The sequence below is a fragment of the Paludibacter sp. 221 genome (assembly GCF_010501035.1).
Lineage (GTDB): Bacteria > Bacteroidota > Bacteroidia > Bacteroidales > Paludibacteraceae > QVMH01.
On the sequence record NZ_QVMH01000015.1, the window covers coordinates 26508 to 51189 of the forward strand.

General features: G+C 41.2%; 13 protein-coding genes. 8 read left to right on the plus strand and 5 right to left on the minus strand.

Going from position 1 to position 24682, the window contains the following annotated elements:
* Positions 1-156 precede the first annotated feature (156 nt).
* The 6 genes from D0T49_RS05270 to D0T49_RS05295 all read left to right on the plus strand — a co-directional run bounded on the left by D0T49_RS05270 (position 157) and on the right by D0T49_RS05295 (position 14224).
* Positions 157-6765, plus strand: coding sequence for a cellulase family glycosylhydrolase (locus D0T49_RS05270; RefSeq protein WP_163629544.1), 6609 nt, complete (start codon positions 157-159; stop codon positions 6763-6765).
* An 88-nt stretch (positions 6766-6853) separates the two neighbouring features.
* A complete protein-coding gene (locus tag D0T49_RS05275) occupies positions 6854-7618 on the plus strand; it encodes a hypothetical protein (protein WP_163629545.1) in 765 nt (254 codons plus the stop codon).
* Positions 7619-7999: 381 nt separating this feature from the next.
* On the plus strand, positions 8000-9700 hold the full coding sequence (gene aspT / locus D0T49_RS05280) for an aspartate-alanine antiporter (protein WP_163629546.1): 1701 nt from the start codon (positions 8000-8002) through the stop codon (positions 9698-9700).
* 47 nt (positions 9701-9747) lie between these two features.
* A complete protein-coding gene (gene aspD / locus D0T49_RS05285; RefSeq protein WP_163629547.1) occupies positions 9748-11382 on the plus strand; it encodes an aspartate 4-decarboxylase in 1635 nt (544 codons plus the stop codon).
* 347 nt (positions 11383-11729) lie between these two features.
* Complete coding sequence (locus D0T49_RS05290; RefSeq protein ID WP_163629548.1) at positions 11730-12791, plus strand: type II asparaginase; 1062 nt, start codon at positions 11730-11732, stop codon at positions 12789-12791.
* Positions 12792-13138: 347 nt separating this feature from the next.
* Entirely contained in the window at positions 13139-14224 is a 1086-nt protein-coding gene (locus D0T49_RS05295; protein WP_163629549.1) for a porin, read from the plus strand.
* A 3-nt stretch (positions 14225-14227) separates the two neighbouring features.
* Here the strand turns inward: D0T49_RS05295 and D0T49_RS05300 are convergent, their stop codons facing one another.
* Both D0T49_RS05300 and tal read right to left on the minus strand, forming a co-directional pair.
* Positions 14228-14797, minus strand: a complete 570-nt coding sequence (locus D0T49_RS05300; RefSeq protein ID WP_163629550.1) for a pentapeptide repeat-containing protein — start codon at positions 14795-14797, stop codon at positions 14228-14230.
* Positions 14798-14966: 169 nt separating this feature from the next.
* Positions 14967-15923 (minus strand): transaldolase, encoded by a 957-nt coding sequence (gene tal / locus D0T49_RS05305; protein ID WP_163629551.1) that lies wholly within the window; start codon positions 15921-15923, stop codon positions 14967-14969.
* Between the two features lie 381 nt (positions 15924-16304).
* Between tal and D0T49_RS05310 the strand changes: the two genes are divergently transcribed.
* A complete protein-coding gene (locus tag D0T49_RS05310) occupies positions 16305-17516 on the plus strand; it encodes a hypothetical protein (RefSeq protein ID WP_163629552.1) in 1212 nt (403 codons plus the stop codon).
* Positions 17517-17556: 40 nt separating this feature from the next.
* The gene (locus D0T49_RS05315) at positions 17557-19575 is read left to right on the plus strand and encodes a M60 family metallopeptidase (protein WP_163629553.1); all 2019 of its coding nucleotides are present in this window, start codon (positions 17557-17559) and stop codon (positions 19573-19575) included.
* 343 nt (positions 19576-19918) lie between these two features.
* On the opposite strand, the gene D0T49_RS05320 is transcribed toward D0T49_RS05315, so the two are convergent.
* The 3 genes from D0T49_RS05320 to D0T49_RS05330 all read right to left on the minus strand — a co-directional run bounded on the left by D0T49_RS05320 (position 19919) and on the right by D0T49_RS05330 (position 24479).
* Positions 19919-22432: a hypothetical protein gene (locus D0T49_RS05320; RefSeq protein WP_163629554.1), complete on the minus strand. Its 2514-nt coding sequence runs from the start codon at positions 22430-22432 to the stop codon at positions 19919-19921.
* A 168-nt stretch (positions 22433-22600) separates the two neighbouring features.
* Complete coding sequence (locus D0T49_RS05325; protein ID WP_163629555.1) at positions 22601-23512, minus strand: glycosyltransferase; 912 nt, start codon at positions 23510-23512, stop codon at positions 22601-22603.
* Between the two features lie 31 nt (positions 23513-23543).
* Positions 23544-24479 carry a capsular polysaccharide synthesis protein gene (locus D0T49_RS05330; protein ID WP_163629556.1) on the minus strand — a complete coding sequence of 312 codons (936 nt, stop codon included), beginning with the start codon at positions 24477-24479 and terminating at the stop codon, positions 23544-23546.
* Between the last annotated feature and the right edge of the window lie 203 nt (positions 24480-24682).

Below are 24682 nucleotides of genomic sequence, written 5' to 3' on the forward strand. Positions count from 1 at the left end.
CTGTTATAATTAGCAGGTTGATTTTGTCATCTAAAATAGATACAAACAAAATAATTATATCCGCCACAAAAACCAATGCATTAAACAAAGAAATAGTGGCACCTAATTTGAATAGAGATGAATTATAGTTTTTATAATGACTTAAATATATTTATTGTGAGAAAGAGTTTTTTAATACGCCTGCTATTTTCTATTCTATCGTTAAATATACTGGGAATCCCGGCCATCTTTGCAACACAAAATGCCGGAACAAACCAAATAATTTTAGAAAACAGGGATAACACACCAGCCGACTATACTTCAGCCTCTGCTATCAACCAAAAGCTCGGACGGGGAATCAACTTAGGGAACATGTTTGATGCCCCTACTCTTACGGCTTGGCAGAACCCTTTCAAACCGGAATACATCGGGATGATTGCTAACTTAGGATTCGACCATGTACGGATGCCTATTCGCTGGGAACAGGATTTCCGTTCGATGCAGGAATATCCTTATACCATAAATCCGCTTTTTTTAGACTCGGTAAAAACAGTTGTTGATAGCGCGTTGGAGCATGGGATGTACATAATGATAAACTTACACCACCACGCTCAATTAATGGCCGACCCCGATGGCCAGAAAGACCGTTTTGTAGCTCACTGGGAACAGATTGCCGATTTTTTCAAAGATTATCCGGATAGCCTCCTTTTTGAAATACTGAACGAGCCCAGAGATACTAAAGACGCCGAAAGTAATGATCCACAACCCCTAATGACCCCGGAAAAATGGAATGAAATTTATCCCTTGGGCTTAGCTGCTATTCGGAAAACAAATCCTACCCGAATTGTAATGATTGCGCCCGCAAAGGTAGGAGGCGTTAGTGGGTTGCAATACTTAGTCCTTCCCCAAAACGACGATAACCTAATTGTAACAATCCATTGCTACACCCCCTACAGCTTTACCGGGCAAAAACCAGGTGCAGGTGTAGAATGGCAGGGAGTAGAGGGAGAAAGAAATGAACTTCTGACTTCATTTAATACAATCAAACAATTCTCTCAAAATAATAATAACATACCGGCCCACATGGGAGAATTCGGGGCTAACTTCAATGCCGATATGGCAAGCCGTGCCCGCTGGACAACCTTTGTAGCCCGAACTCTCGAACAGGAAAACATCAGTTGGGCGTATTGGGAATTTTGCGCCGAACGATTCGGAATATATGATGTCAAGACACAACAATATCACAAACCATTGGTAGATGCATTGCTATACAACTCCATACCTGATGCGGTAGATGCCAATAATGTAATATCTACGGTGTACAAAAGTAATTTTCAGAATGGAGAGGATGGATGGACTCAATATGCCTCAAATAACGGACTTATCTCTATAACAAATGAAAATAGTTATTTCAAAGCCACTATTTCAAGAGTGGGTGAAACAACTGGTTGGTATGCTCAATTGCTAAAAAAATCTTTTGTAATAGAAAAAGATAAACGATACAAAGTATCCTTTAACGCATATTCAAGTGCTGAATTTACCTTAGGCGCAAATATGGGAAACAGTGACACCCCATGGAAAGTTCATGGTTCAGCAAACTTCCCAATTACTACAGAAGAAAAAAATTATTCATTCATATTTCAAATGAAAAATGATACGGATAATACTGCCAGAATACAGTTCAGTATAAAAGAACTTCCGCTTAATGAAAATGTATTCTTCAAAGATATTAAGATTGAAGAAGTTAGCATGTTAATAAATGAGCCGGAACAACATGAAACTGTAGTGGTAGGAAATTCGATAACCCTAAGCACTATAGAATATGATAATATAACTTATACATGGTACTACGCAGAGAATGAGCAAGATGAGTTTGAACTGATACAAGACGCAGGTAATCTGAGCACTTATACGTTTATCCCGTCGACTACAAATACCGGCATCTACAAAGTGTCGTACCAAACAGCTGACGGTATTTATCACCAGGCTATTATTAACCTTACGGTATTGCCAATACAAGAGAGTTCCGAACTCCAAACGGGTATAGAAAGCCGCTCTGTTACGCTTTCCGTTCCCTTGCTCGATAAATCAGTTTACACCTGGGAATACCGTGCTACCGAAACCGACACTTACTCTTTACTCAAAAGCCGTATCAGAGCTAACACTCATACCCTCGACCCCTTAAGCCTCTCGGACAAAGGATTCTACAGGGTATCATACCTTACTGATACCGAAGAGCAGGTTGTCACGTTCAATCTGGATGTGTTGCCCTTATCGTCCTCCAGCCAAACTGTATTAAAAATACAAGGAGATGATATCACGCTTACCATTAACAACGCACCCCAGGAAGCAGAATATACCTGGGAATACAGTAATGATGGTGGAAACAGTTTTGTGAAAATAGCAGAAGAATCTACTTCATCCTTATCACTAACAAATCTGAAAGTGACCGATAGTGGTCTTTATAGGGTGACTTACATACACCAGGGTACAGCCTACTCAACCACCTTTGAACTGACTGTCCTTCCACTTATCGAAACAGAAGAAGAAGTAAAAGCACCCATCGGAAAACCTCTTACCCTAAGTGTGGATGAGCATGAAGGTATTAGTTACAAATGGGAATACATCGCACCAGATGAACCAGCCTTAACCCTTTCGGAAACAAGTAACAGCTATACTATAAATGAACCGGCAGCCGAAAACGCAGGGATTTATAAAGTTTCTTTTCGAACCGGGACTACAGCTTATGTTGTAAGAATAAGGCTCACTCCGTTACCACTACAGGAACCCGAAATTCAAAACATAACCGGAATAGAAAACAGTTCAATCGTTTTAAGTGTTACGCCATCTACAGGAGCAACTTACCTATGGGAGTATGCCGAAACAGCAGAAGGTACTTTCGAGGAGATAAAAAATGAATTGGATGCCTATTCGCATCAGATTAATACTTTGGCAGCCGGCAATGCCGGCGTATACAGAGTGTCTTATGCTACCGGCACCGATTTTTATATTGTAACCATCAACCTGGGTATAACTCCCTCAACCGTATCCACAAAAAGTATCACTGAAATACAAAAAGAATCCGTTACACTGGTTGCATCAGACAATACTACTCTCACCTACAAATGGGAATATGCAGCAACGCCGGATGGAGTCTACACGGCAGTTAGCAATACCCAGAATGAGTATTCTATCTCTGCCTTATTGCCAAGTGACAGCGGTATCTACCGTGTTACCTATGAATACGAAGATGAAGCCTTTGTTGTTATGATTAGCTTGTATGTGTTGCCTTTGAATGAATCCGAAACTACGGTACAAGGCGCCTTTGGACAACCCATTACATTAAGTGTAGAGCATCATGATGGCATTACTTACCAATGGGAACATGCTAAAACAGCAAGTGATGAATTTGAGCCTATACCTAATGCCGGTTCCAGTTCATTCACCATCGATAACTTAACCGAAAGTTTGGTTGGTATCTACAAGGTATCCTACCGGACCAGTACAGATACTTACATTGTAAAGATAAACCTTGAAGCCTACACCTTGGAAGAATCCAGCCAGGACATAAGCAAGGCGGTAGGTGATGATATTACTCTAAGTGTCCCCTTATATGCAGGTGTAAGTTACAAATGGGAATATGCTGCCACGGCAGGTAATTTTACAGAGCTAAAAGAAGGATTAGAAGCCAATACTCATACCATCAACAATGCAACTGTGAGCAACAGCGGAACATACAGAGTATCGTATGCATATGGAAACAAGTACCATATTGAGAATATAAACTTAAAAGTATTTGAGACAACTACTTCTTCGCAAGAGGTAGTAGGCCCTATGAATGGTTCGATAACCTTATCGGTAACGGCTTATGAAAATATTACTTATAAATGGGAATATAGCAAAACAGAAGATGGAACTTATGCACCATTAGAAAATACTGTCAACACATATACCCTGAATAGTTTAAACAGCAGTACTCACGACGGGTACTACCGGGTTTCTTACCAAACAGAAACAGCCGCTTTTGTCACAACTATCCATCTGAGAGTCGGAGAAGTTTATAACAAAACCACTCCCGGGGTAGAAAAAAGCTCTGTTACTTTATTTGTAAAAAGTTATAATGATACATTCTATACATGGGAGTATGCCGAAACGATGGAAGATGAATTTAGCCCAATACCAGATGCCGGAAATACATCCAGGTATACCATCGAATCTCTTACTACCGAGTATGCCGGAATATACAAAGTATCCTACTACAATACTTCTAGTGCTTATATTACTTATATTACCCTAAATGTCTCACCCCTCTCTTATCAAAGTATAATAAAAGCAGAAAAAGAGTCAGTAACAATGTCTGTTGAATTACTTAGCGGAACAAAGTATAGGTGGGAATTTAGTGAGACCGAAGATGGAGATTATACGCAATTAGAGTATACAAGAGATGCCAACACTTATACTATTGAATCTCTTGACTTTTCTAATCAAGGCTTTTACAAAGTAAGTTATCAAACAGCTACCAATGCTTACGCTACCATCTTTAAACTGACCGTTTTACCATTGACAGAATCCAGCCAGGTAGTTCCCGGTTACGAAGGCGAGTCCGTTACTCTCAGTGTGGAATATCATGCCGAAGCACTATACAAATGGGAATTTCGTAAAGAAGGAACAGTGCAGGGAATTGCAAAACAACGAGCCCTGACGGCAGATGATGGGTTTAAAGAGATAGAAGGAGTTACCGGAAATACTTACACAATAAATCCATACATTCCTGCAAATAATGCGGGAGAATACCGCGTAAGCTTCTCAACCAACGACAAGTACCATATAGAAACCATAACACTATCCAATGTCAAGAATATGGTTTGGAAAGGAACTGTGGATAATGACTGGAACAAGCCGGAAAACTGGAGTCCGAACAGTACGCCCGATGGAGCAACAGATGTATATATACCCGGAAATATGGAAAGTACTCCCAAGTACCCTATCCTGTCAGGCAATAAAGCAGACAATGTTTGCCATGCCATCTACTTCATGCAGGGAGCAGAAGTTGCCCGTCCTGACCTACTGACGTACGAAAAAGCATACGTTGTACTCAATGTCGGAACCGGCGGACAAGAAAGTATGAGTGAAACAGATTTTCTATCGGACGTAACTGCCGAAAACCGACGGAAGTTTGCCGCAGCCAATTCCGGCTTGCTTGCACGCCAGCAATGGCACATGCTTTCAGCACCTTTAAAACAAATGACATCCGGCGGATTTGCATTCGGAGGCTATCCTCTTACCTTCATGCGTAAGTGGGACATACAAAGCCCCGAAGCAGGTACCCTGATGACGGGACGATGGACGGGATACTACCGTGGATTCAACGAAAACCTGACAGCAGGCGAAGGCTTCATACTCTGGATAAACAAAGCCGAGGATAAGGACATGTACAGAGAAGCCGGAAATGGAACTGACAACCATTTCACTGCAAACCGTAACTACGGAATAAAAGAAACAAACGGTATCCTGGAGTTCCCCTATTACGAGGACGACGATATGATACGTGCACGCCGTACTCAAGCAAGTGAAGGCAGCAACCTGAGATACTATTACATTTATGACAGTCCGGAGAATACAGATACCTATATGCAGGTTACAGACAAATCGGATGTATATGCTTTCGACCAGTCGGCTTACCGTTTTGTGGTGGAAGATAATAACCGAAACTTCCCGGCTACAACAACTGTTGCATACAATAATGAAAATGAAAGCAGGAGCTTACTGATAGGTAACCCTTACATGTCGTCTGTCGATTTCCAGGAATTCTACAATCAGAACAGCGATAAAATTTACTCTTATTACAAAGTATGGGATGAGGATGAGGATGAGGATGAGGAAAACTCCGGCTTCATTACCTACAGTTTTGGCACAGACAACCAGAGCGAAATACCAACCGGAGATGTAACCCGCTACATTCCTCCCATGCAATCTTTTGTTGTAACCACAAAAGCAGCCACAGGAGAGCAGTCGTTGACCTTCAATGTAGCAACAATGACAGCAGTTGCCGATGGCTCGAACAAGCTAAGGATAGCAGGCAGCAACAACAGCAATGACAATAACACTAACTTGTTGCGTGTAAAAATATCCAACGGTAAAGCTTCTTCCCAAGCGGTCATTGCCCATCAAAGGCCGGATGCAACCGATGCTTATAACCCTGAAGAAGATATTTACAAACTATTCAGCCCAAGTGCAGGAGTACCAGAGGTTTATACGAGCGTAGACAACTGGGCAGTAGAGATAAATCATCTCTCAAGCACAGACATTACAGTGCCTGTATGTATAAAGGGTGGTGGTGAAGAAAATATGGAATTCAGCATTACCGGAATGAACCGTTATGACGGTGATAAAGCTATATACTTCATCGACAGCGAACAAGGCAATACCATAAACATAAGCGGACAGGAACACTTTACGTATTCCTTCAGCAATAAGGCAGGCGCTAAGGAAGAAGGACGTTTCTTCGTCCGTTATGAATCAGGGCAAGGTAATAACACTGATTCCGATGTAAGTATCAAGGCATACTTTAAGGATAGTGAGATTTACATCATATCCCTGAACTCAGATTTGATAAACAGTGTGCAACTGTATGATGTGAATGGAAAGCTGCTTTATAGTAACCAACAGGTAGAAAACCTGATGCTCAGCATAAACAACGCTGCCCTGCAAAACGTAGATTTTGTTATTATCAAGGTGGTAACAGAAAATGGCAGTAAGAACATCAAGCTGATAAGGACAAACTAAGTAGCTACAAGAAATCAGCTATAAGTTACAAAAACTATCAGCTGCAATTAAATTATTATTTGTTATTTTAAAAGAAAATAGATATTTCATGTTCAACAGAAGTTTTTTTAAAATACTTTTTATATTCTTATCCCTGCTAGTTGCATCTGTTCTGGCTACGTATGTAGTGAAGGATAATTATGCTCCCGTATCTTTTTCCGGTGATATCGAACATTACTCCATACACGGCAGCTATGATAATACGCCCAATACAACATGGGGAAAAGAAAAACAAGTATATCAAAACAAGAAACAAAACCATATTGCCGTGGGCGGAGAGTCTTTTAATGCTCCGCAGGAGCTACCTGTGTATCAAAGAAGGAATACGGATAATTATCCTGCACAAACGCATGAGACTGACTGGGACAGGATAAACGACAAAAAGGAGAAGTCCCCATCATACTCTGCAGATAATAGAAAATACAATCCTATAGTTAATCCTAACCAACAGATAGCTTATTGCTCTTTTAGTGAGCACGATATGCGAAACCGGAAGCCTACCACCAATTCAAGAGCTAATGCGCAAGGAAATACAATTTCTACAAGTTCACTGGCAACAGTTTCACTGAACAGAGGAAGCCTGAACTTAACCGGGAATAGTAAGAACATAATAATACAAAATAATGGAACTACAGAGGCTACACCAGGCATCACAGGAAATGGAATAGGAACAGAAAGTGACCCGGTAGTAGATGATATGATACCGAATCTAACGGATGGAGGAATAGGAACAATGAATACACCGGTAGGGAATGGCATAAAAATCCTTATAGTGATGGCAATCCTCTTTTGTGTAATCAAAACGAAAAGGTAGTAATACTCTCCAAAAGAATGATGGATAAAAAAACAAATGTAATAACCGTACATTCCGTTCAACATCCATATACCGTAAATAAGACATTAAATTATCATATTCTATTAACTCATAAATAATTTGGATGTATTTTAAAAAGTATGCAAGCAAAGCGCAGCCTGCGGTGTCCGACACATCGGACTGTTCCATATAAAAATCTGAATTTTCAAGTCAGCATACTTTTTAAAACACATCCAATAATTTTAGTCCTTTCAGAACAGTAGACAAAGGTTAAATCCGGTTTTACTCTTTCCAACATTTTAAGCTCATCCGTTTTTTTAAAACAAATTTCTGTTCCATTTGTTATTAATGGTATAAAATCATTTTAACAAATTCTTACTTATGGAATGGATAATCAAAACCCTACAAAACGCCCCTGAACTGGCCATTTTCCTCACCCTCGCCACAGGGTTTGCCATCGGGCGTATTAAAATCAAAGGATTCAGCCTTGGGCCTGTCACTGGTGTATTGTTGATGGGAGTTCTCGTCGGGCAGTTGAACATAGTAATCTCACCCACTGTAAAATCAACTTTTTTTCTCATATTTCTTTTCGCAGTAGGTTACAGCGTTGGGCCACAGTTTGTACAAGGGCTGAAAAAAGAAGGGTTGCCGCAGATAGCATTTGCAGCTATTGTGTGTGTAGCATGTTTGGCAGTGGCTTGGGTTGCTGCACTCATAGCAGGCTTTGATATTGGCAACGCTGCCGGACTGCTTGCCGGGGCGAACACTATTTCGGCCGTTATCGGAGTAGCTACCGATACCATCAACCAACTGTCGATAGATACAGCGCAGAAACAACAATACATCAACCAGATTCCTGTAGCCTATGCCGTTACCTATATTTTCGGCACAGCAGGTACGGCATGGTTTCTTGCCAGCATAGGACCTAAGATATTAAGCAAAAATATAGTTCAGGACACCAAAGACTATGAAGCCACTTTAGGCGGGGCACTCAATGATAACGACGCCAGCATGGAAGATGCTTACGACGGAACAACTTTCAGGGCAATAAAAGTTACAAGCGATTATTTTGATGAACCAAGAACAATAGGAGATGTTGAAAAAATGCTTGTAAACAAGGATTGGCCTGTATATATTGAGCGTATCCGACCCCTGAATGGAGATATTATTCAGGAGCCCACCCTTGACATTATAATAAATAAAGGCGACCACATCGTCCTTAACGGCCCTATTGAGACACTTTTAATAGATGAAAATTTCATTGGCGAAGAAGTGGCAGACACCGAGTTACTCGATTTCAGGGTAGAATCGTTACGGGTAATCGTTACCAACAAAAAAATAATCGGAAAAACCCTTTATTCTTTCAAAAAACATAAAGAACGACACGGAGTAGTACTCCGCAAAATGCACAGGGGAAAAGCCAATATTCCACTACTTAAAAATATACGATTCCAACGCGGTGACGTACTTGAAGTAGAAGGCAGAAAATCGGATGTAGACCGTTTTGTAAAATATATTGGTTATGCCGAACGTCCTACTAACATCACCGACCTCTTATACGTTGGCTTAGGCATATTCATCGGGGGAATTTTAGGCTCCCTTACCGTGCGTGCCGGAAATGTACCGTTAAGCCTCAGCGCAAGTGGCGGAGTTCTTATTATGGGAATCATTTTCGGATGGCTGCGGTCACGCCGACCCACTTTCGGGGCGGTACCCGAACCTGCCATCTGGCTTATGAACAACTTAGGACTGAACGTGTTTATAGCTGTAGTGGGCATCAGTGCCGGCCCCGATTTTATAGCGGGACTGAAAGCCTCCGGAGTAAGCCTTTTCATTGCAGGTATATTCGTTAGTATAGTACCCATGCTTATCGGGCTTTTGTTAGGGAAATACGTTTTCAAATTTCACCCTGCCATTACATTGGGGGCTTGTGCCGGAGCACGCACTACTACCGCAGCATTAGGAGCCATACAGGACTCGCTGAAAAGTAAAGTGCCTGCATTATCTTACACCACAACGTATGCAGTAGGAAATACCCTGCTTATTATATGGGGAGTAGTCATCGTGCTACTGATGAGCTGAAAATAATTTTTAATGTTTAATTATCAATGATGTAAACTATACCAACTATGGACATATCAAAACTGAAAACCTCACGTAAGCGTGAGCAGGAATTAGAGCAGCTAAGCCCGTTCGAATTGAAAGACAATTTAATAAGTTTAGCATCCGACTCACAGAAAAAATCAACCCGCACCATGCTCAATGCAGGACGCGGAAATCCGAACTGGACAGCAACAACACCCCGTGAAGCATTCTTCACACTTGGGCAATTCGGTATAGAAGAGTGCCGCCGCGCGATGGATAATCCGGTAGGGATGGCAGGTATACCCCGGAAAAAAGGTATAGGAAAACGTTTCGAGGATTTTCTGCATAAGAATAATCAACTTCCGGGAATCGCTTTATTGAAAGAAGTTTACCAATATGGAATAAAAAAACATGGCTTCGTTCCCGACGAATGGGCATTGGAACTGGCCGAAGGAATCATTGGCGACCAATATCCTGTGCCTGTACGTATGCTAAAACACGCCGAAGTAATTGTACACGACTATCTTATTCAGGAAATGTGCGGCAACAATCCTAAACGGAGTGGGAAATATGACCTGTTTGCAGTAGAGGGTGGCACGGCCGCTATGTGCTATATTTTCGATTCGCTGGTAGAAAACTGCCTGCTTAAGAAAGGCGACAGAATAGCTCTGGGAGTACCTGCATTCACTCCTTATCTTGAAATTCCGGAACTGGACAGGTATCAGTTTAAAGTGACCTATGTTAAAGGTTCAGCCAAAGACGAGAATGGAAACTCAAACTTTCAGTACCCAAACGAAGAACTGGATAAATTGGGCGACAAATCAATAAAAGCGTTTTTCATTATCAACCCAAGCAACCCTACATCGGTAGAGATAGCAGACGAAAGCCGGAAGTATCTTGTGAAAGTAGTGAAAAACCTGAATCCCAACCTGATGATTCTCACGGACGATGTGTACGGAACTTTTGTTGAAGGATTCGACTCGCTGATGAATGAACTGCCACAAAATACATTGTGTGTGTATTCTTTCTCAAAATACTTCGGGGCAACCGGATGGCGTCTTGGGGTTATCTCTCTGTATGAGGATAATATATACGATAAGATGCTGAGCGCTATCCCCGAAAAAGAGAAGCAACGCTTGGCTAAACTTTACGAAAGCCTGACACTTTATCCCGAAAAACTGAAATTTATCGACCGCTTGGTGGCCGATAGCCGTCAGGTGGCACTCAACCATACGGCAGGTTTATCGCTGCCCCAGCAAACACAAATGATGCTATTTGCAGCGTTTGCTGTGCTTGATAAGGAAAACAAGTATAAAAAAGCAAGTATCGACCTGATACACAAACGATACAATCTGCTTATGGACGGAATGCAATTTCCTACATCGCCCGACCCCGAAAGAGCAGCATATTACTGCACAATCGACATTCAGGAGTGGGCATTGAAAAACTATGGAAAAGACTTTGTAGAGTTTCTCAACAAGAACTTTGAGCCTGTAGATATAGTTTTCCGTCTGGCTGAGAAATCATCCATCGTATTGCTGAACGGAGGAGGCTTTGCCGGCCCCGAATGGTCGGTGCGGGTATCATTGGCTAATCTGGAAGAAGAAGACTATTGCATTATCGGTAAAGAGCTACACGAAACCATGCAGGAATACGTGAGCGCATGGAAAAACAAATAGTCACAGATTTCAGGAAAAAGTTGAAAGTTGAAAGGGAAAAGTGCTTTTTCCTAAGTAACTGTTGGGAGATATATAAAAATTGAAGAAGCAAGGCGTAAAGCGGACGTTAAGCTCTGCTGGCGCGGACTTGTAGTCCGTGTCCTGCTTGAAAAGCAGTTATTCAAAAGTTTGCTCTTACGAGCAAAACACGGACTACAAGTCCGTGTCAGCAGAGTAAGGAATAAGAGGTGAAAGATAAAAAGTACTTTTTCCTTTCTCCTTTCACCTTTCACCTTTTCCCTAAAACACTCGTCAACTAAAACATTTAAAATAACTGAACTATTAACTTTTTTAGAAAAAATAAAATTATGAAAAAAACATTTAATCTCATTCTGTTTGTATTTGCTCTAAGCGTTGCAGCTATGGCACAAACAAAGCCCACGATTTATATCTTAGCAACTGGAGGTACAATAGCAGGAACAGGAACAGGCTCGAACGATGCCGACTCCGAATACAAGGCCGGAGCAATTACCGTTAACGCATTATTGGAGGCAGTGCCCGAAATAAACGACCTTGCCAACGTAAAGGGCGAACAGGTGGTAAACATCGGCAGTCAGGATATGAACGACGAAGTATGGCTGAAACTCGGAAAACGTGTAAACGAACTTTTACGCCAAAATGATGTGACCGGAATTGTTATCACACACGGAACTGACACGCAGGAAGAAACCGCTTATTTTCTCAATTTAGTGGTAAAAAGCGATAAGCCTGTCGTTTTAGTAGGCTCTATGCGCCCCTCTACAGCCATCAGTGCCGATGGCCCACGAAACATATACAATGCGGTGGCCTGTGCTGTTGCACCCGAATCGAAAGGTAAGGGAGTAATGGTAGTAATGGACGATAAAATTTTGGGAGCCGACGACCTTACCAAAACAAATACATTGAGCGTAGGTACGTTCGAAAATCCTAATTATGGTCCGTTAGGCATAGTGTACGGTGGAAAGCCTATTTACACCCGCGAACCGCTGAAACGCCATACTATCAAATCGGAATTTGATATTACCAAAGTCAACAAACTGCCCCGTGTAGAAATTATCTTAAGTTATTCCAATGCTACAAGCCTGTTTGTAGATGCAGCCGTAAAGGCAGGCGCAAAGGGAATTGTTACAGCCGGAGTAGGAAACGGCAATATGACCACCGTAATGCAAAACAGCCTTGCCAAATATGTGAAGGAAGGAAAAATAGCTGTAGTACGTTCATCCCGTATTATGACCGGACCTACCGCACAATGGGACGAGGTGAATGATGATAAACTTGGTTTTTCGGCCTCATGGTATAATAATCCGTATCGCTCACGCGTACTGCTGATGCTGGCTCTGACCAAAACCACCGATTATAAAGAAATTCAACGCATGTTTGCCGAATACTAATTCTCTAACAAATTTTTTAGGCGTAAAGCGGACTTTAAAGCCGCTATACGCCTTTGGATTCGCACAGCGGCTTTAAACCGTTTGTCGGAGAGGCATTAATATCTCAAATACATGCACGCCGTTAGGTGTGTAAGTTTGGTAAAAAATATTCATAAAATAGCCGGCGTGCCGTAGGTACGCGACAATTACGAATAAAGTTGCGTACCTACGGCACGTTAGCAATAGGAGGAACCATATTATTATCAAACTTTAATCCCTACGGGATATTTTTAAACATTAAACAAGAACAGGACTTAATAACTCTCTCTCCCTAAGGGGAAGGGGGTAACAACAAAAACACTGTAATTATGAAAAAAATATACTTTATCGTTATCGGCTTGTTTATGGCAACAAGCGTTTTTTCGCAGCACAAGGAAAGCGGAAATCTCATCGAAAAGCTACTGTGGGACGATAATATGCTCAACATAATGGTTGACACAAGAATAGACGCGCAAGCCGGAATTGTAAACGGAGACTTGAACAATCTTGGGTTTCATGGGCAAACAATCAAGATATGGTTTGTCGGAGAGATTATTCCCGGAGTGCGCTATCGTATCCGCCACCGCCTGAACAAGCCTCAGACTCCCCTACGCGAAGGATATTCAGGCGCTACTGACCAAGCATGGCTGGCTTTTGATTTGGGTGAGCATTGGACTATCACCGCAGGGAAACAGTCGGTACAATTCGGTACGTTTGAATACGATTACAACCCTGCCGACATTTACCTTGGCAGTATGGCTTTCAACGATTTGGATGCTTACAAAACAGGGGTCGACGCAGCATTGAAATTTGCAGGGCAAACTATACACTTTCAGGTGGTGAACTCTGACGCTACCCAATTTGCACATCCTGATTACGCTAACAGGGCATTGGCGGCAGTAGCTATGTGGGAAGGAAACCTGTTCGACAACCTGCTCAAAACCCGCTGGGGCTATGCAGCTTTGCAGCACAACAGCGACACTTTTTACAACTGGGTGACACTCGGAACGCAACTGAACATAGGAGATTTTACTACCGAGCTGGACTATTATTGGGGCGAGCGTAATATGGATTATAGTTCTGTTGTTATGGAAAACATCTTAGGCAACCGCCTTGTATGCGACCAGTCGGTATCGGTAAATCTGAAATACAATTTTGGGAAATGGCGTCCGTTTATCAAAGGGGTGTGGAATCAGCGTCACGACAAGGGTTTCGGAAGCAATGCGTACGAGAGTTTCGGCATACAAGGTGTTGTAGAGTATTATCCTTTCACCCATCCTTGGGTAAAAGACCTCCGCTTCCATCTGATGTACGGGTATAACTCAACCGATTTTCAAGGCGTATTTAATACAACACCCAGCCAAAACGAACATACCATATTGTTTGGTACACGCTGGCTGTTCAAAGCTAAATAAAACTTACATTTCTATTCTTACATCAAAAATGCTTAAAAGCCCTGTAGCTCCCTGTAGCGAGAACAGGGCTTTTTTTACTTTATTCTTCGTAGGGTCAATAGAAAAGTTGAAAGAAGTACGCAAGTCTGCTTTTTCCAACATCGTATTATCAAACATCGCCCCCATTAAATCACAATTATCAAAAACCGCGCTTTCCAAATCGCTCTCCACAAAATCGGCTTCGTGCAAGCTACAATTCCTGAAAATTGTCTTTTTCAGCTTCAGTTTGAAAAACACACAGTGATTCAATATACAGTTCTCGAACCGCACGGCAAAACAAAACTCATCGCAATCGTCAAAATGCAAGCCCAGCATTTTACAGTTGTTGAACTTAACGTCCTGAAACGAAGTCTCCGCGAGTTTAGCCAAACTAAGGTTGCACTCGATAAATTCACATGCCAGAAAACGCACCCTCGAAATATCTGAATTGCTAAAATCGCAACGTACGAACGAGCAATTTTCATACTCGGTTTCAGCAAGCGGTTTCAGCGTAAAATTAACGGACTCAAACTTCTTTTCAAAAACGTATTCCATAATTCTTTTTTCAATGCAAATACTTCTACTGGCGCAAGTTACGCTACGCTAAACTTGCGCCGAAAACACATGCAGTTTTAAACTGCAAAAACATATATAGCCACAAGTCACAGACTTGCGCTAAATATAGTTTCAGATTTTTGTTTCTTTTATGATACAAAACAGAGGCTTACAAAAGCTCCAGTATCATTTTTTCCAGCTTTATCAGGTCTTCGGTAAATTTTCTTATACCTTCGGCCAGCTTCTCGGTAGCCATGGCATCTTCGTTCATCAGCCAACGGAATGTTTTTTCGTCCGTTTCAATCCGTTCTATTGCCATATCAGCCGCTTTAGCCGCATCCAGTTTTTTATCAAGGCTTCCCTCTTTGGCTTCAAGTTCTTTCAGCAACGAGGGCGAAATAGTAAGCAAATCGCACCCTGCCAATTCGGTTATCTCCCCTATATTACGAAAACTTGCTCCCATCACCTGCGTTTTGTAACCGTATTTTTTATAATAATTATAAATCTCGGTAACCGATTTCACCCCGGGGTCGTCTGAGGGCTGAACATCCGGCAATCCTTTCTCTTTCTTATACCAATCGAGAATACGGCCTACAAACGGCGAAATAAGCGTTATCCCTGCATCGGCACAGCACACTGCCTGAACTAACGAAAACAACAAGGTAAGGTTGCAATGTATTCCTTCTTTTTCCAATGTTTCGGCAGCACGGATACCCTCCCAAGTCGAAGCTATTTTTATCAAAACCCGCTCTCTCGAAATACCGGCATCTTCGTACAACGCAATCAGCTCACGTGCTTTCTTTACCGTTCCTTCTGTGTCAAAAGACAAACGCGCGTCAACTTCAGTCGACACCCTGCCGGGTACAATTTCCAGAATTTTCAACCCGAAATTGACTGCCAGTTTATCCAATGCCTTTTCCAGTTGCACCTTTTTATTGTCAGACAATTTTTTAGCGTATCGAATGGCATCTTCTACCAGTTCTTTATACTTCGGCTCTTTTGCCGCAGCAAAAATAAGCGACGGATTTGTGGTAGCATCCACAGGCCTGTACTTCATCATCGACTCGAAATCGCCCGTATCGGCCACTACTGTCGTATAATTCTTAAGTTGGTCTAATATGTTCATAAAGTATATATTTAAGTGGTTCAAAAAATCTTTGGTATATTTTAGAGGTTGTTTAAATTTTGGTGATTTTTCAGGGAAAATTTAAACAACCTCTTAAATACGCTTCTGCCCAAAGATAGGAAAGAATTTAATCTTACTGAAAAATAACGAGGCAAAAAATGGTTAATTTCATCAAACCGCAATACGTTTACACCACAGAGCTTAAAAAAACAACCTCTTAAAAAGGTCTTGTATTCCGGACACAAGTTCTTACTTTCGGGACGGTTTCTTTTTTGTTAATAAAAGAGCTGGCGATTAAACAAAACAGCAACGTTTTGTATCCTAATTTATAACAAATTAAGTTCTTATAATTGAGCACTAAGCTCCGAAAACCAGATACTTATGAAAAACAGCACTTTATTTCTTATTTGCCTGTCTATTATTTTCAGCTTAAAAATAGCCGCACAGTTACCTGAAACAAGTACAGCCACCGACCCCACATGGTATTACATCCAAGTAAAGGGCGAGGGTGAACGTGCAGGACGGGCTTTGTGCAAAATCGGGAATGATGTTTATGGAAGACATTTATCGGATATCGTAACCAACTCGGACAGAGATAATTATTTATGGCGTTTCGAAAAAAGCGGAAATAATTACAACATCATAAATAAGGCTGCTGCAAACATGCTGGATATTCGGACAGCAACCGAGATTGAAGAAAACATCAAGATCGCAACTTTAAAACAAAACTCTCCTACAAGCTGGGAATTCATACCTTACAACGATTATTTCCAAATCAAAGCAAGTACAGGCGATTTTTATCTCCATCAGGCCAACAACGGTGGAAAAAGAGATTTTGTAATCATGATGGAAGGTGAATATTGGGGAAGTAGTAATAATTCATATTTTCAATTTCTATCGTACAACGACATACCTCCGAAAATAAGCGAAAGCACCAACTACTGGTATTACATTTTCAGTGGAAACCCTCAATACAACAAATGTATTACTGACATAGAAGCCGGCAGTTCTGAAAAAATAAAATTTGAACTTCAAGACCAGACTGAAAACAATAAACACCAGCAATGGAAACTGATTAAGCCAATAAATGCAACCGACGAAAAGGTGTATTTCGTAAACCGTGCTACGAAACAGATTATCCAGACCGAGTACGATTTTAACGGTTATTATTGCGCACAATCTGTTTCAAGCGTTGATGCTACAAACGGTTGGCAAGTGAGTTATCTGGGACTGAACCAATTTTCTATTTCCGGCTACAATAATTATAACACTATCGGATACCTGAATGTATCCTCGACAGAATCGCCAGCCGAAACCATCCCCGACGATATGCTGAACACATCTTTTTCATGGATTTTCAAAGAAGAACTGAATCCGGGAAAGGATGATGACACCGGACTGGATATTGTATCAAAAAACCCGTTCGACACCATCGATGTTTACACCGTCGACCGCAAGATTATTGTTGACGGAACGGATGATTACGTTGTCACAAACATGTATGGAATAAGGGTTAATGCAGACCAACAACTTGCTGCGGGGGTATACCTTGTCACTATTCAGGGAAAAACATTATCCATTTTAGTAAAATAAATAATTAAAAGAGTTCTTTTATTATCACACAAAATATATCATGAGAAATAAACTGCATTTAATACCGGTAATCGCTTGCTTTCTTACGAGCTTTATGCTTGCTGCCCAAGAAAAGCTTATTCTTTCGTACACAACACCGGAATCAGACCACATCAACTTACTATCTGACATAAAAATAGCACCTACAAAAGGAACTGCGTCCAGTTCGCAAAGCGGATATGGAATTGACAAAACCCTCGACGGAGATTTCTCCACCATATATCATTCCAGTCACTCCAATACAAGGTTTCCGGTAACCCTGACATACGAGTTTAAAAACACAAGCGAGTTGGATTATCTGGTGTACTATCCTCGTCAGAACGGCTCAAACGGATATTTCAAAGAGGTGGAAGTGTATTACACCGTAAGTGGAGGGCAGAGAACTAAGCTCGGAAATTTCGACCTAAAAGGCTCAGCAAACCCTTCAAGAATCAGTTTCGGAAGTACATTAAAAAATCCTGTAAAAATAGAAATAAAAGTATTGTCGGGAGTGGGTGACAATGGCACCGGCTATGCCAGTTGTGCCGAAATGGAGTTTTATAAAATGAGCGATAGTGCAAAAGAAATGTTTGATATTTTCACTGATGGTAGCTGTAGCAAGTTGAAACCGGGTATAACCGATTCGGACATTAAGAAAATCTCCAACTCATATATTAAGCAGTTGGCTCAGGATATCAAATCCGGAGTATACAAGTCCGAATTCAGAGTACAGGAGTATTCTGCATATCAACATCCTGACATCATGTCCAAAAGTAACAAGACAAGCACCTATGGGCTGCGAGACAACCCTACGGGAATATACGCAACCGAAGGCGAAGATGTTATTATCTTCGTAGGAGACACCCACGGGCAAAATCCGACAATATTCATTCAGAACCCTGACGATAAAATATCCGGCACATCTTACCCATTGGGTACGGGATTCAATCGCTTCAAAGCTCCCTTCGCAGGACTGATGTATGTAATATACTATACAGAAACAGGAGAAGAAAGCGCAATAAAAGTGAATATAAATACAGGAACTATAAATGGCTATTTTGATAATCAAAAGCATACAAAAGAAGATTGGAGCAAAATTTTGAGTGCTGCAACATTCAAGCATTTCGATATAAAAGGAAATTATGCAACAATGACGTTCGAGACAAGCGCATATCGCAAGATTGTTTCTGATGGTTTGGCTTTGATAAATCTATATGACCAGTTGGTGTATGATGAGCAAGAATTTATGGGGCTGGTAAAATACAAAAAACGATATAAAAACCGTGCCCACTTTCAGGTGGTATATGGTAATGCATATATGTATTCGGGTGGTAATCATACCGGATACAATGCAAATACTCAAAGCAGCATTTTGGATGTAAACAAACTGACCGGAACCGGTTACAACTATGCTGAATACGTATGGGGACCTGCACACGAGTTGGGACATACGCACCAAACCCGTCCGGGACTGGCATGGCATGGCATGGCCGAAGTAACTAACAACCTACACTCGGCATATATTCAAACAAAATGGACAGGTAAGTGCCGCTTGCAAGAAGAAAAAATGACCGTAAACGGAAACCCCAACTCAAATCGCTACCAAAAAGCCTTTGTGGAAATAATAGATGCTAAGATACCTCACAACGAGCATAAAGACCCCTTCTGTAAGTTAGTTCCTTTCTGGCAATTAAAGTTGTATCTGATTGATATATTGGGAAAAACAGAGTTTTATAAAGATCTTTATGAGATGGTAAGAACTACTCCTGATTTTAGCTATGCTACTAACCATGGTGCATATCAGATGCAGTTTGTAGAATTTGCTTGTAAGTCGGCAAATCTGGATTTGACTGAATTTTTCGAAGCTTGGGGCTTTCTTACGCCTGTTAATATAACAATAGATGATTATGGAGTTAGAAATTTCACTGTTACAGAAGCAATGATAGCAACTACTAAAGCAAATATTGCGGCTAAGGGGTATTCGAAACCTCCAAAAGATTTTTCCCGCATAACAGATAATACAGTCAACTATTATAAATAAAAAGACTTCATACTAATAAAAAAAACGACACCACTTTTAAAGCATTAAAGTGGTGTCGTTTTTTTTAAATATGAATATCTTTCAATTATTGGCACAAGTTTAGCGTAGCGTAACTTGTGCCGAAAACACATGCAGTTTTAAACTGCAAAATATATGCACAAGTCGCAGACTTGCGCCAAATATGGCAAAATGGTTTGGCGTTTGTAACGTTGCTTCAATACTTCGTTAAAAAACGAAGAACAAAACCCCTCGTTGTAAACGAGGGGAAGGATATAAGAAATGCTCGTAGGGGCGAAAAATCTTTCGCCCGATAGGAAGAAAGGAAACAGATATGTTCTGTTAATTATTTCTTTTCTTCTTTAAACCCTGTTTTAACTGTCCAGCCCAAAGCAAAAACCAATAATAAGATAATCAGCACCGAGCTTACCGAACCAATGCGTGCTGCCGCAATATATGCTTTAGGAAGAAAATTAAACTCTATTTCGTGCTCGCCCGCAGGCACTATCATTCCCCGCAAAGTCCAGTCTACCCTGAAATGTTCTGCCGGCTTTCCATCGATAGTAGCTTCCCAACCATGCGGATAATACACTTCCGAAAATACAGCCAATTGGTCGCTACCTGCGCTGCTTCTGTATCTCAGGCGTACAGGCTCGTAAGTCAACAATTCGATTTCAGCATCCTCGTCTTTCTCAAACTTAAAACTATTCAGCTTATCAGCAAATTTTTGGTCGATAACTGCTGTTTCAAGCGGGTTGATGCTGTACAAAGCAGCAAGTTCCTCATCTGCATTCTCCACCCAGCTATAGTTTTCTACAAACCACGCATTGCCATAAGCCTGCGGATTCATTATCGGGGGCTGTTCGGTATCAAAAATAACATAGCGTGTATTCAGCATATTCAGCGTAGGAGTTTTACTAAAAACATCCATGTTTTCCAAATCCTCATACGTTTTCACATTCTGGAAAGCACTTTTTATCGACCGCATTTCGCCCGTTATCCTGTAATCTATCAACTCCTGGTAACGGCGCAATTTAGCCGCGTTATACCCTCCAATGGATTTGTGATAATATGCCGTATAGCTTTCCTGAAACGTGTTATTCAGGTTCAACACCCTGTACGAAGCATCTGTATCCTGTAGTATGAATTTGTCGGCATTAGTTTTCTTAAACGAACTAACCGACTTTTCGGGCATAAATTTATCATAATTGACATAACGCTTGTCTACAGTCCATAAATCAACAAAAATCAACAACGTAATACCTATTGCAGCATATTTTGATACCTTGGCGGCATTTTTACTCTTTATAAACCAGAAAATTAGCGCAGCCCCAAGCAGTATAAACATAAGCGAACGGAACGCGTCTTTTTTCAGAAGGCTCTCCCTGTCTTTAAGCAAGGCATTGTAATACCAATCGGGAAATTGATACTGCATATCGTTGGCCGAAGTAAAATCGAGGAAAACGCCCGGCATAATCCAAAACACAAGGCAAAGCCCACCCGTTATCCCCAACGACCAGTAAAAAGATTTCAACAGCTTTTTCTTATCCACCTTTTGCGACAAGATAAGCATCAAACCCCAAATACCAATTATAGGGAACGTGAGCCCCGGAATAACCAGCGACATGGATACTGTACGGAATTTACTGTACATAGGCAGGTAATGAAACAGGAACTCATTGAAGAACATAAAATTACGCCCCCACGATAGGAATACAAAAAACAAAGTCCCTCCCAGAATCCACCATTTAATAGGATTTTTGATAACAAACATCCCCAGCAGAAACAGAAAGCATACAAGAGCCCCGAAATATACAGGCCCCGAAGTAAAAGGCTGGTCGCCCCAATAAGTTGCAGTCTGTATTTTCTTACCTGTCTGTATACGGTGAGCTTTCATAGCTTTGCCCAGTTCCGAATCGACGCTCAACTCGCCGCCTGTAACACCCCCGTAAAAGTTAGGAATAAGCAGAGTCATAGTTTCGGCCTTACCATAGCTCCATGCAAACGCATAATCAATATCCAAGCCCGACGAGGCCTTATCTGTGCTACCTGTAGTTTCGGCAGTCAGCTCGCTGGCTCCGCGTATACTCTCCTTGCTAAGTTCATAGTTGGAATACAACGTACCCAAACTTGGCAACACAGCAATGACAATACATGCTGCGAATATCCCGGCCACCTTTGCAGGAGCTACAAAGTCTTTTTTTCTGAACTCGCTAAACATGTAACCCAAAAACAACACGACACACAATATCGCCAGATAATAAGTCACCTGTATGTGGTTCCCCTTGAACGAAAGCGCCACCCCTAAAATTGTAAGCATGCTCCCGACAAGCCATTTTTTGCGGAAAACCAACAGCATACCGGCTATCGTAAGCGGCATATAGGCTATAACATAGGCTTTGTTGATATGGCCTGCCTCTATGATTATGATATTGTACGAGGCAAAAGCAAATGCAATGGAACCTGCCAGCGCAAGCCAAAAATTAGCACCCATTACACACATGAGTATATAAAAACAAATCAACCCCATCAGCACCATGCTTGTCCCTCCTTCATCAATAGCCTTGATGGGAGCTTCGAGATAACTGAGAAAGTTTCGAGGGCCTTTCTGTGTACTTATGGTATAAGTTGGCATCCCCGAAAACATGCTGCCTGTCCACCCTATAACCGGGAAATCTTTACTTTCCTCGGTCTTTGCATAATTGCGTACTTCTTCGGACATCCCGATGTATTTTACCACGTCTCCCTGCTGTATAGTCTTGTTCTGGAACACCGAAGGAGCAAAATAAACAACAGTTAATACTACAAAGATTAACAACGCAATAAGGTGGGGAACTGATTTTTTCAAAAATACTTTCATTCGTATGTGTATATAATTATTTTATGTGTCTGTGTTTGTTTACAGTAAGCTATGCTCGTTTTTCGCTTGCATACGATATCCGAATATGTACAATCTCGCCATTGTATGGCTACATTGTATTTCTTCTTTTCACTTGTAACTTGTAACTCGTAACTCGTAACTACTTAGCTATTCAAGATTGCGGTTTAATAAACCTTTTGTAACATTCCAGCGGAATAGTAATAATACATATCCTTTGGGAGACTTAAACTGCACGGCGTAATAAAACCATAAAAGGACGGAAACTCCCCATTTCAAAATCTCGGTGAAGTATTTTAAAGCAAGTTTTCTTCTTCCTTCTTTCTTGCAGCGGACATATTCGCTGTATCCTACGCCTTTGCCCAGCTTTTTCACGTAACTGTAAGTGGTACGGTTTTCGGGAATTACGTGTTGTACCTCTACATCGGGGAAATAGTATATCTCCAAGCCTTCTTCTTTAAAGCGTGCAAAAAGGTCTTTTTCTTCGCCACCCGCCAGGTTTTTCAGGCTTCGCCCCAGTTCGGTATTAAACAACCCTACTTGGGTAATACATTGCTTTCTGAAACCCATATTGGCTCCTATGGGAAATGCACGCCCCGTGAAGCGCTTTGTTTTGCGTCCCCTGTCTTGTGCCGAAACAAAAGTCATAGACCACCGCGATAGCCATACCGGAGTTTTACCCGACTCGAACAAAGGCACTATCTTTCCCCCGAAAGCCATCCCATCGGGAACAGAAAGAACGTTTTTCTTCAGATTAGGCAAATAATCGGCCGACACAAAAGCATCGTCATCCAAAAAAACCAAAATACCGTAGGTAGATTCCTGTATCCCTCTGTTTCTTGCGTGCGACAAGCCTTGTTTCATCTCGATAAAATACAAGAAATCCACATTCGGGTAATCTTGCTGAAAACGCAGGCACTCCTCCTCCGTATTATCGCTACTGTTATTATTAACCAGTATTATTTCATACTCCTCTACAGGAAAATCGTTCACAGCCAGACCCTCTAAAGCCCGGTAAATATATTTAGCCCTGTTGTACGTACAAATAATAATGCTGAACATTGTTTTTCTTCAATAATAAAGTTAAAGCCTTTCAGGCCAATTCGCCTTTTATCAACCTGTTATAATATGTATTGTTTTTACCTGTATCTTTGCTTGCCAAGTTTTTATACGTCAACTTATGCACCGGCGAGTATTTGCAAATTTCCTTAAAGCGTTGCTCGTCAAATTCGCGAAAAAACTCGAACCACAAGATATGAGGATTTTCATTGTTATAATATGGCATGTCTTCCCAAGCCTTTTTGTTTTCCTCATCAAAATCAATCGCAATAGAAAACAACAGATGGAATATAAAATAATGAACCAAGAAACGTTCGCGCCTCCAGTATTCATAAAGCAAATTCCGCATATCACATACAATCTTATTGCCGGGCTTGGCCGACATACACCAATTCGAAGCCTTAATGGTATTTCCGGCCATCAATGACGATTTGAAACAAAACAGCGATGCCTCAGTTATATAAGCGGGCAATTCTTCCGTCAGAAATACCGTAGTGTCAATCCACGTACCCCCATACTCTGCCAACAGCGATATTCGGATTATATCCGAATAATGCGCTTGCGGAATAGAGCCTTTCCGGTGCTTTTCCTCAATATATCCGGGCAACGAAATATACGTACTCAGATTCTCGTAAGTAAGCAATACCACCTCCCTGCCTGCCGAGTGTCTTGTTATGGACTCGATGCACCGTTTTACCAAAACAGGAGCATCCTCTATCCCCTGCAACCAGCATATCCATATTTTTTCGGGGTAAGGATTTTCCGTTTTTTTTTCAGAATACTGTTTTGCAGTAGATAATACATACTTGTACTTCTGCAAATAACGGTATGCCTGATATTCGTTTTGCAACAAGAGTATCCTCCTGTCACTAATCCAGCGCAGGCGTTGTGTCTTTCTCCAAAATTCGACGAACGAATACCGGAGCCCTTTTTTCTTAATTAGCTGAATATATTCCGAAAGGGATTTCACACCTTATTTGTATTACTATAACATTCAAACACAAAGATACTTGAAGAAATTGAATAATGAAAGCAGTGATAAATCATAAAAAAATCCCAAACAAAGTTTTTACGGTTAAATATTTGCACCTTAACGGCATTGCCTTTATTTTTGTCCTCACATTCTTCGAGCAAAAATGAGGAATGATTTAGTTAGCTACAAGTTATCAGCTA

What these genes read in the sequence shown, in the direction of transcription:
- D0T49_RS05275 (WP_163629545.1), top strand. Translation starts at nt 6,854, where the DNA reads ATGTTCAACAGAAGTTTTTTTAAAATACTTTTTATATTCTTATCCCTG.
- aspT (WP_163629546.1), top strand. Translation starts at nt 8,000, where the DNA reads ATGGAATGGATAATCAAAACCCTACAAAACGCCCCTGAACTGGCCATT.
- aspD (WP_163629547.1), top strand. Translation starts at nt 9,748, where the DNA reads ATGGACATATCAAAACTGAAAACCTCACGTAAGCGTGAGCAGGAATTA.
- D0T49_RS05290 (WP_163629548.1), top strand. Translation starts at nt 11,730, where the DNA reads ATGAAAAAAACATTTAATCTCATTCTGTTTGTATTTGCTCTAAGCGTT.
- D0T49_RS05295 (WP_163629549.1), top strand. Translation starts at nt 13,139, where the DNA reads ATGAAAAAAATATACTTTATCGTTATCGGCTTGTTTATGGCAACAAGC.
- D0T49_RS05300 (WP_163629550.1), bottom strand. Translation starts at nt 14,797, where the DNA reads ATGGAATACGTTTTTGAAAAGAAGTTTGAGTCCGTTAATTTTACGCTG.
- tal (WP_163629551.1), bottom strand. Translation starts at nt 15,923, where the DNA reads ATGAACATATTAGACCAACTTAAGAATTATACGACAGTAGTGGCCGAT.
- D0T49_RS05310 (WP_163629552.1), top strand. Translation starts at nt 16,305, where the DNA reads ATGAAAAACAGCACTTTATTTCTTATTTGCCTGTCTATTATTTTCAGC.
- D0T49_RS05315 (WP_163629553.1), top strand. Translation starts at nt 17,557, where the DNA reads ATGAGAAATAAACTGCATTTAATACCGGTAATCGCTTGCTTTCTTACG.
- D0T49_RS05320 (WP_163629554.1), bottom strand. Translation starts at nt 22,432, where the DNA reads ATGAAAGTATTTTTGAAAAAATCAGTTCCCCACCTTATTGCGTTGTTA.
- D0T49_RS05325 (WP_163629555.1), bottom strand. Translation starts at nt 23,512, where the DNA reads ATGTTCAGCATTATTATTTGTACGTACAACAGGGCTAAATATATTTAC.